General features: G+C 53.0%; 8 protein-coding genes. 3 read left to right on the top strand and 5 right to left on the bottom strand.

The window, feature by feature from the left end:
* The coding region (locus AC1DH9_RS22325) for an AIPR family protein (protein WP_477808795.1) at window positions 1-1,671 on the top strand (1,671 nt) is incomplete at its 5' end.
* Between the two features lie 388 nt (window positions 1,672-2,059).
* Here the strand turns inward: AC1DH9_RS22325 and AC1DH9_RS22320 are convergent.
* Both AC1DH9_RS22320 and AC1DH9_RS22315 read right to left on the bottom strand, forming a co-directional pair.
* Window positions 2,060-2,647 (bottom strand): hypothetical protein, encoded by a 588-nt coding sequence (locus tag AC1DH9_RS22320; protein ID WP_477761251.1) that lies wholly within the window; start codon window positions 2,645-2,647, stop codon window positions 2,060-2,062.
* 236 nt (window positions 2,648-2,883) lie between these two features.
* A complete protein-coding gene (locus tag AC1DH9_RS22315; RefSeq protein ID WP_462045245.1) occupies window positions 2,884-3,222 on the bottom strand; it encodes a hypothetical protein in 339 nt (112 codons plus the stop codon).
* Window positions 3,223-3,353: 131 nt separating this feature from the next.
* Here AC1DH9_RS22315 and AC1DH9_RS22310 point away from each other — a divergent pair, with 131 nt between their 5' ends.
* A complete protein-coding gene (locus tag AC1DH9_RS22310) occupies window positions 3,354-3,674 on the top strand; it encodes a helix-turn-helix domain-containing protein (RefSeq protein WP_477808794.1) in 321 nt (106 codons plus the stop codon).
* Here the strand turns inward: AC1DH9_RS22310 and AC1DH9_RS22305 are convergent.
* From AC1DH9_RS22305 to AC1DH9_RS22295, 3 genes are all read right to left on the bottom strand, one after another.
* On the bottom strand, window positions 3,633-3,950 hold the full coding sequence (locus AC1DH9_RS22305; protein WP_477808793.1) for a hypothetical protein: 318 nt from the start codon (window positions 3,948-3,950) through the stop codon (window positions 3,633-3,635). The two genes, AC1DH9_RS22310 and AC1DH9_RS22305, sit on opposite strands and share 42 nt — an antisense overlap.
* Window positions 3,951-4,036: 86 nt before the next feature.
* Window positions 4,037-5,005, bottom strand: coding sequence for a DUF932 domain-containing protein (locus AC1DH9_RS22300; RefSeq protein WP_477761254.1), 969 nt, complete (start codon window positions 5,003-5,005; stop codon window positions 4,037-4,039).
* 143 nt (window positions 5,006-5,148) lie between these two features.
* On the bottom strand, window positions 5,149-5,484 hold the full coding sequence (locus AC1DH9_RS22295; RefSeq protein ID WP_477761255.1) for a hypothetical protein: 336 nt from the start codon (window positions 5,482-5,484) through the stop codon (window positions 5,149-5,151).
* Window positions 5,485-5,811: 327 nt separating this feature from the next.
* Between AC1DH9_RS22295 and AC1DH9_RS22290 the strand changes: the two genes are divergently transcribed.
* A partial coding sequence (locus AC1DH9_RS22290; RefSeq protein ID WP_477808792.1) for a KAP family P-loop NTPase fold protein occupies window positions 5,812-8,563 on the top strand: 2,752 nt, incomplete at its 3' end.

Below are 8,563 nucleotides of genomic sequence, written 5' to 3'. Positions count from 1 at the left end.
GGAATAACCTTTGAGCCAACAGTCTGCCACTACGGCGCCAAGGTCGGATCTTACAAGGTCAAAATCAGTGGCTACTCTGTCTCGGACACAACCGACGAACAGGGGAACCCTGATCGACTGGATCTGTTCGTGAGTCTCTATAAAGGGCTTGAGGACATTGAAGATATCCCCGACCCTGAAATTGGCAGAGCGGCGAAGCAAGGGCTGCACTTTCTCAAATTTTGCGCCACGGGAAAGCTTTCAGAAGAGCTTGATGAAACCAACGAGGCTTATCCGCTAGTCACAGAAGTTGAACGTATATTCAAAACGCTGGATAGCATCCGGATTTTCGTAATTACCGATGGTCAGGTTAAGACAAGGAACTATGCGCCCCAAGATATCGAGGGCAAGCAGGTACGCCTTGAAGTAATGGATATTCACCGTCTGTTCAACCATTGGCAGCAGGGCCGGCCACGGGATGAGCTAGTGGTCAACTTTCAGGACCTTTGCGGTACGGCATTGCCGAGTGTATGGGTTCCCGGTGCTGGTGACGACGAATACGATTATGCCCTGACTGCAATACCCGGTGAGGCTCTGCGCTTTCTCTACGAGAAGTACGGGCCGCGCATTCTCGAAGCGAATGTGCGTTCGTTTCTGGGGGTTGGCAGCAGAGGTGTAAACAAAGGGATTCGGGACAGTTTGCGGAATAATCCGGACCGTTTTATGGCCTACAACAATGGCATCGTTGTTGTAGCCGATGCTGCAAAGCTGGATCGTACCGCTGATGGTTCGACAGGTATTTTGTGGCTTCAGGGTATGCAAATCGTCAACGGCGGGCAGACGACAGCATCCATCTATTTCGCCAAGAAAAAAAATCCCGATATAGATCTGAGCAGCGTCCGAGTTCCTGCGAAGATCATTGTGCTTCGAAATGGTCAGGGAGATGACGAGGAACTGATCTCTAACATTTCTCGCTATGCCAATAGCCAGAACGTCGTAAAACAATCCGATCTTTCCGCAAACAAGCCATTTCACCGCGAGCTGGAAAAGCTTTCAATGCGCACATACTGCCCGGATGGTGTGGGGCGCTGGTTCTATGAGCGATCCGCTGGTAGTTACAAGGTGATGCTAGAAAAAGAAGCGACAACGGTTGTTCAAAAGAAAAAGCTGCAGGTAGCCATTCCACCATATCGCAAGATCACCAAACCTGATCTGGCGAAGTTTCTGTTCACGTGGGAGCAGAAACCACACGTGGTAGGTTTGGGCAGTCAGAAGAACTTTCAGGCCTTTATGGATGAGATGGGAGAGCGGGAGGATACCGGAGAGAACGTGATTCCGGATCAGAGGCAGTTTAAGGACATGATTGCAAAGGCCATTTTGTTCAAATCTGCTCAGAAGGTAATCAGACCCCTATTTCCTGCATTTCAGGGCAATATCACGGTTTACACGATCTCCGTTCTTGCACTCAAACTGGGACAAAATTTCGATTTTGATAGAGTCTGGCAGGAGCAGGCCATTTCACCACAACTGCAAAGACAGCTGGCTACCTGGGCACATGAGGTGAATGAAGCGCTTCATCGTGGTGCTGATGGGAAGATGATTTCCGAATGGGCCAAGAAGCTTGAGTGCTGGTGGCAGGTCAGGGATTTCAGGTATTCGGAAGCGGATACCGATATTCCGGAGATATCCTGAATTAGCAAATCAAGTTTCAGGTGGAGCTTTTTTAAACGCACCATACATTGCGGCGTCTCCGTATGTATGGTGCGTTAGGTAGCATCGCCATGTCAGTGGTCTCCGACTTTATGATCACGTAGTGTCTGCGGCCTAGCTTAGCTGCCGTCCGTAACCAAAATTGCGCCCGTCTCCTCTACCCACCGTAACCGTCCGGCCAGCACCTACTCCTGATAGCCTCAAAAATCAGCAAAAATAGTGTCCATCATTGGTTCGGATACCATCGCCCTAAGCGTTGGGTCAGAAAGGTAGGGCGGCTGGATGGTTACTTCTAGCTTGATCAAGAGGGATTAATTCGTGCAGATGATAGATTTTCTAGCGTTGGTTGAACTTTGTAAGTTTCTTTCAATCACGGATGCTTGCCTGCTTTGCACCAATTTTCCCACTCGTCGAGCATGTCGGAGATAACCATGGCGTCTTCACCATTCTCCTTGTGGAACGCAGCGCCCCATTGATCGACACAGCTGTCTATATTTGCTTTATTCGATGAGTTGGTAGAGGTTTTCTGCATGGCTGGAGCTGCTCGTCCACCCACTTCTGGGCCTGTGCCTTTTAGGTACGCAACGATACGACCATCCTCAGCATTTCCTAAATAGTATCCACGTAATAGGACTACGGGAGTTTTTTGAGTTTGCTGTATTTGCCCTGCATATTCGTTAGTTGAGTCCCATAGACCGCTGTCGCGCTGATATTGATACTCACAGGTGCCTTGGTCGCAGAATACCGTGCCACGTGTTTGTAGAACTTTCACGCTGCCATCCTGCATCTTGTAAGGGAGTTTGGCAGGAGCATCCTCAGGTGCGCAGTCCAACCAAGCTGCGTTGCGTTTATTGGCCGGGCACTCTTGTATTTCGTTTGCTTGCCAAGCGGCTGCGCCTAGAGAGTATGCACTCGAAATAAAGCTAAGTAGTGCAATCAATAGAAACTTCTTGTTCATGGAGATGTTTCCTTCTGTTGAGTAGGTGGCGGTGTGGTGCTTGGAATGAATGGCTGGAAAATCAACCTGTCGAGCTGACTTTCCAGTGCGCCATGGACGCGGGCCTTGATGATCCAGAGGATTACGTTAAGGATTGGCATGTCGCTACGATGATCACGAAATAGGTGCTTACCGATCACTGGCCGTTCAGCATAGTTAATGGTGCCCCACACAAAGATTACGTCATGTGTTTAAAGTCATTTTTTCTTATATGTGACTATCAGTGTGCTCACTACGAAATATTTTGCTATTTCATAGTCTGGGTCGTATGTGGCAATATTGTGAGCTGCTATCGCCAACCCTGCGGCTAAGCCACCCATTACCGTCCATGCACTTGCAGCCACTGCGGCGATGCGGCCTGCAACGTATACTCGACAGCTTAAGCCTTCTGCTTCGATGAGCTTTTCAATTGTTTCGACCGTATTCCCAAAGGAATAAGTGGGGATGTCTTTTATTGTGAATGTTTTTTTCTGAGAAATTAGTTTCGATATTTCTTCGTTTGTTATGCTGGAAGCCGAGTAAACGCCAGTATCCATTGTAAAACTCCTTGTTTTTCCTGTGGGCACAAATAGTCGAAAAACAACCTTAAAGGTTGATTCTCAACCTGAATAGCTCTTCATGTCAATGAGGCGTTACCCAACCATCTAGGTGGATATTGGGAGGTGCCGTGATAGAGACTGATCAGAAGTATTTGGCGGGTGTGGTGGGGCGTGCGATTGCCAAGCAACGCATTCGCGGTGGCTTGACGCAGGAGGACGTGGCCGAGCTTCTGGGCATCGGCAACGAAGCCGTTTCCCGCATTGAGCGTGGCGTCGTGATTCCTAATATTGCGCGATTGCTGGAGTTCGCCGGCATCTTTGGTTGCGAGGCGGCCGAGCTGTTRACCGAGGCCAGTTCACGCCCGGATGACCAGGCCAACCGGATAAGTCGGTTATTGATGGCGCTGTCAGGGCTCGAGGTTCTGATCGAACCTGGCACCGCAGCGTAAACAGAGACAGTCGTAGTCGCCGAACTGATATTTCTGCACGTCCCTGGCAAAGGCCGTCATGGCGGTATAGCCGGAGGTCGCGCTGGAAACGCTCTCGCCAATCAGGTCGAGCAGTTGCACAAGCAGGCTTTCCGGTTGGGTTTCCTGGCCCTGGGTATGAGCCTGACGAACACTGAGGAGAAAACTATCAATGGTGCCAATGAGCATGACGGCTRCGTTGGCGGCCTCCTTGGACAGTACAGCCTTGGAATTGCAGATCAAGCAGTGTGGGGGCATGGTGAACCTCCGGAAAAAGGGTTAAATCACTGAGAGAAAACCTATGGATGAGGGAGGCCCAGGCCTCCCTTTATGCTGCGAACGCGTCAGGCCACCAATTGCAGGGCGGTGTTGAGCGCTCGTTGTTTGATGACTGCCCCTTGGCCGAACCAGGCGGTGTCCATGCGGTACTCGCTGCTGCGCGCCCGGCGTTCGTGGTCCACATACTCGGTGACTGCATTCAGCAGTCCCCACGCGGTGCCTTTGGCGGCTTCCAGTTCTGCCCCTCGGCCATGGCCGTCATACATGCCCAGTACCTTGTTTAACGCGCGTTCATTCGACATTCCGCTGCGCTCGGGATTGGTGGTCTGTACCTCACACAACACACTTCGCAGATAGTCTTTGGCCTCATGGTCTTTGACGGGACGGGCGGCGAGGGTGCGCATGCGGTACATGAAGTCGTCCCACTGCGAGACGGTGATGCCCAGCTGCTGTTTGACCGCTCGCGGGTCGAAGCGTGTGCTGTGCGGCACCTTGATTGCCTGGCTGGCGCCGTTGACGGCCATGGTCAGGGTGTTGTTGCACACCACCCGAATGGTGGTTGGGGTGGCGGTGGTGGCCAGCGTGCCGTCGCAGGAAGTCGCCAGCAGCAGGTAACCGTTGACCACGTCGTTGCCTTTGAGCGCCGTCGATTGCCCGGTGCGCGCCAGTGCCCAGAGCTTGCGTCCGCCTTTCAACACGCCCGCCGTTTCCAGTTCATACCCGGAACGCTCGGTCAGGTCGCGGTAAAACTCCAGGACCTCACGGGGCTGGACCACCTGGTAGCGTTGCGAGACCACCGATAGCGGCGCTTTGGTATCGGAGCGAAACAGCACCTTCTGTTCGGCAAACGAATGGATGGTGCCGAGTTTGCCGACTGTGTCGGATTTGAAGTGCACAGGGCTTTCCTGGATCTGCCAATTCATACCGGCTTCACGCTGCCAAACTTCCAGTGGTTGGTTGGGCGAGAGCTGATTGCCCAGTCCATGCCAAGGCGTAGCGCCGACATAAGCCATATGTTCGATGAGGTGTGCCATGGGGAGCTTCCTTTTCATAGGCGCRCGGCGAAGCCGCTGAGCATTCAGCAGGGATCAGTCGGCGTGCGGGGTGTTGATCGAGAGGGGGGTTAGCGATGGAGCAGATGGGGAGCAGCAGTGGTGTTAAACGGAAGCTGAGCCGTTCAAGCGGAATGACGGTCGCTAAACGACAGTCCGCAGTCGAGACAAGCGTAATTGTCCAAAACTCGCTCATCGATGATTTCGCCGAGTTTGGCGCCGGCGATACAGCCGGTCGCCGCGCCGGCTAAGCCGCCGAGTATAGCTCCGGCCATACCGCCAGCAATGACACCGGCGGGGCCGGCGACAACGCCGATGACTGCGCCCACCTCGGCACCGGCCATGGCGCCGGTGACCCCTTGGGCGGCGCCACCGACGGTACCGATAAGGGCGCCTACCTTCCTGGCTAAATCTTTGGTGATAACAGCGGTGGAGTGGCAGCGTGGGCATTGAGTGGTCATGTACAGGGCTCCTGTAGATAGAGTCGGGAAGTCATTGCACGGGCATAGAACCCATCAAGCAGGCCGCGTATGCGACCTGCTTGAGTGGTGAGCTACACCGAGTCTGGGGATGTGATGCTTAATGCGTAGAGATACTAATTCGTGATGTGTGACTACGAATTTGTTGAGTACGATTTGATTGGCTGAATTCCATCGCGAAATTTAGCGGCAAGGGCTGAATCACTCCCTGGTTTCGTAGAGTGGTCGATGGCCTGGGTTGAGTTGCGTGGCTACAGTGTTCCAGTCACTATCCATTCAACTATCTGAATACGCTCAAGGAACGAATAGATGTCCCATGACGACATGATGCCCTCGACACTGGATCGGGAAATATCAAAAGTAGAGCAGGATGCGTTTGGACATCGACATTTTGCACACGCGCTCAGGAGCCTCATCGAGTCAGGCAACCACCCAACCCCCTTCAGCATTGGCCTTCTAGGTGGATGGGGAACTGGCAAGAGCAGTATCAAGGAGCTTTATACCGCTGAACTCCGAGATGATGCTCGTAAGGGTCATGGACTGACTCGTGAACAACGCTTTCACTGCATAACGTTCAATGCGTGGCGATTCGGCGGACGGGATCAGGATATTAAGCGCGCGCTCCTCCGACATGTATTCCTTGAATTGGGAGGGGCCGAGGAGAATCTACATGACAAGCTGTTTCGGCAGATCAGTGAAACCAGAGAAGTTCCTAAGCCGTGGCACCGTGTAACGTGGGAAATTCTGAAAGCCTGGGCTCTTCCCATTCCAGCACTGTTCTTGGCCATGGCGGCCTTGCTGTTTATTTGCTATCTGACCATCTCCGCCTTCAAGGTTGAAGATACCTATCTAAGATCGGTGATCTTTATCTGCATCACCGGCGCTTACACCTATCTGCTCAAGCACCTAAAGCCGCCGACAGTATCTGCAAACCGGCCCATGACCAAGGTCGCTCTCCCAAGTACAACGTCAGAGCAGTACGAGGACATGCTGTTGGGCCAAATTCGCCAGTACAAGTCCGGGAAGAGCAAATCACCAGAAGGTAAGTGCGGTAAGACCTGTGAGCGCCTTGTCGTGTTCGTTGACGACCTAGACCGCCTCTCCGCAGATGAAATGATTCTCGGGCTGGATGCAGTCAGGACCTTCATGGAAATACCGAGGACACGCCTGCCAGATGGTTTGGGGCTRGTCTTCGTTATTTCTTGCGACGAGGCCAAGATCGCCGATGCGCTTGCTAAAGGGCGTCGACACGCAGAATCCCCAGCAACGGTTTTTAATCACTACGATGCGCGCCGTTATCTTGATCGTATCTTTCAGTTCAGGCTGGAGATTCCACCGCCTCCCCGTCACGACATGCGAACATTTGCAACAAATCATCTGGATAGTCTCACGAGTATTTCTGAGGATCTAAAAGTCCGCGGAGTGCCGCTAGCCCCCATCATCGACCGGATGATCCACGTAGGCGTCCAAGACCCTCGCAACGCCCTTCAAATTGTTAATGCGTTTGCTCAGGCGTGGTGGATTGCTAAGAAACGCGAAATCGAAGGGCTGGGTACGGATCGTCCCGGCGGGTTGCATGAGGGGGCTGTCACAAAGCACCCAATCTCTCTTGGCGCTCTATGCGCGATGAAGGTGAGCTTTCCCGACTTTTACCGTGACTTGCAGGAAGATCCAGCGTTTCTTCATCGCTTTACCGATGTTGTAATTAAAAATCAGGCTCTCGATTCACTACCGCTACCGTCCCAGCAAACTCTGCTTGAGAAGTATCTTCGGGTATCGAATGGCAAAGATGACGTTCTCAATAAGGTCGAGCTCCGACCGGAGCATCGGCCACTTCGACAGTTCATTGCGAGCCTGATTGGCCTACGCTGGGCCGATCCACTTCAGAGCCTTCTGCTCCTTTCCGAGGATCCTATAACACGACGCTTGGGCTCTAAAGTGTCAGCTATCTACGGTTCCTTTGTCTCCGGGGACACAAAAGGTCTTCTCGAAGGTATGGGCAGGCACAACGATACTTCGCCGCTCACACCTGAACAGGCTCGCACGCTGTACCAGATGTTCGAGGACTTGCGGCAGGAATCCCCAATCCGGCGAACAAACGCAGCCCGCGTCATTGCCGACATGATAGAGCGTATCCCCGAGCCGCCAGCCCAGCAGCTACTGGGCGCGCTCTGCCGAGAAATCAGCGACACACCTGATCTGCGCTCGCAGTTAGGCCCGACTCGAATTCGAATGATCCTTTCTCGCGCATCTGGTGTAGACCAGCAAGTGGTAGCTTCGCGTCTGGTCGATGACGCACTGACCAGTGGAAAGGAAATGAGCCTCCGCCTAGAGTCTCTCGAAACTGCGAGCCTTGAAGAGGCGATCGAGATGGTGCGTATTACGGCACCGCTGGTGCTTTCTGTCAGGACGGAGCAAGGCCTAGAGCCATCCGCCGAAAAGTCACTGCTGGACTGGCTTGTAGACCGCACAATAGTTGTGAAAAGTAAGTCCTTCCAACTCCCTTTTAACGAATTAGAGCAATGGCTACACGAATATCAAGACAGTCTGTCTAGCGCATTGGGCATACGTTACTTGTCCGCGCTTGCAGATGAACTAGAGAAAGACGATCCCTCCACATTCGACATTGCAGCCGCGGCGGGCCGGGCCAGTAGGATATTCATTGAGCTGCTACCCATCGGAGAAGAAACTCGGCGCAATCTGTGGAAGCTCCTAGTCCGTTATGTCGGCTTGTCACAGGCTGACGCAGTTCGCGCTGTTTGGGAGGTCACAGCGCGCAATCTAGATAAGGCCACAGATGGTGAAGTGTCTGATTTCGTCACTACCTTCGTCGAAAGGATAAAWAAATTCCCCAATGATGGACGCTGGGACATTGATCGAGAGGAGGTGGCTGCCCCGCTTCTCGATATTGTTGCAGCAAGGCTGAGCGCACTGGATGGCACTGCCACTTCTGAGCTTGCCGATCTTGCTGACCAATGGAGTAGAGATCCCGCGCTGGCTACCCTCTCATGCGAAATTGTGAAGCAGTTGCGCATGCGCGATGTGGCTGCAGCATCAAGAG

This window comes from Pseudomonas sp. 05T35 (assembly GCF_056396605.1).
This window is presented reverse-complemented; position numbering and strand designations above follow the sequence as displayed.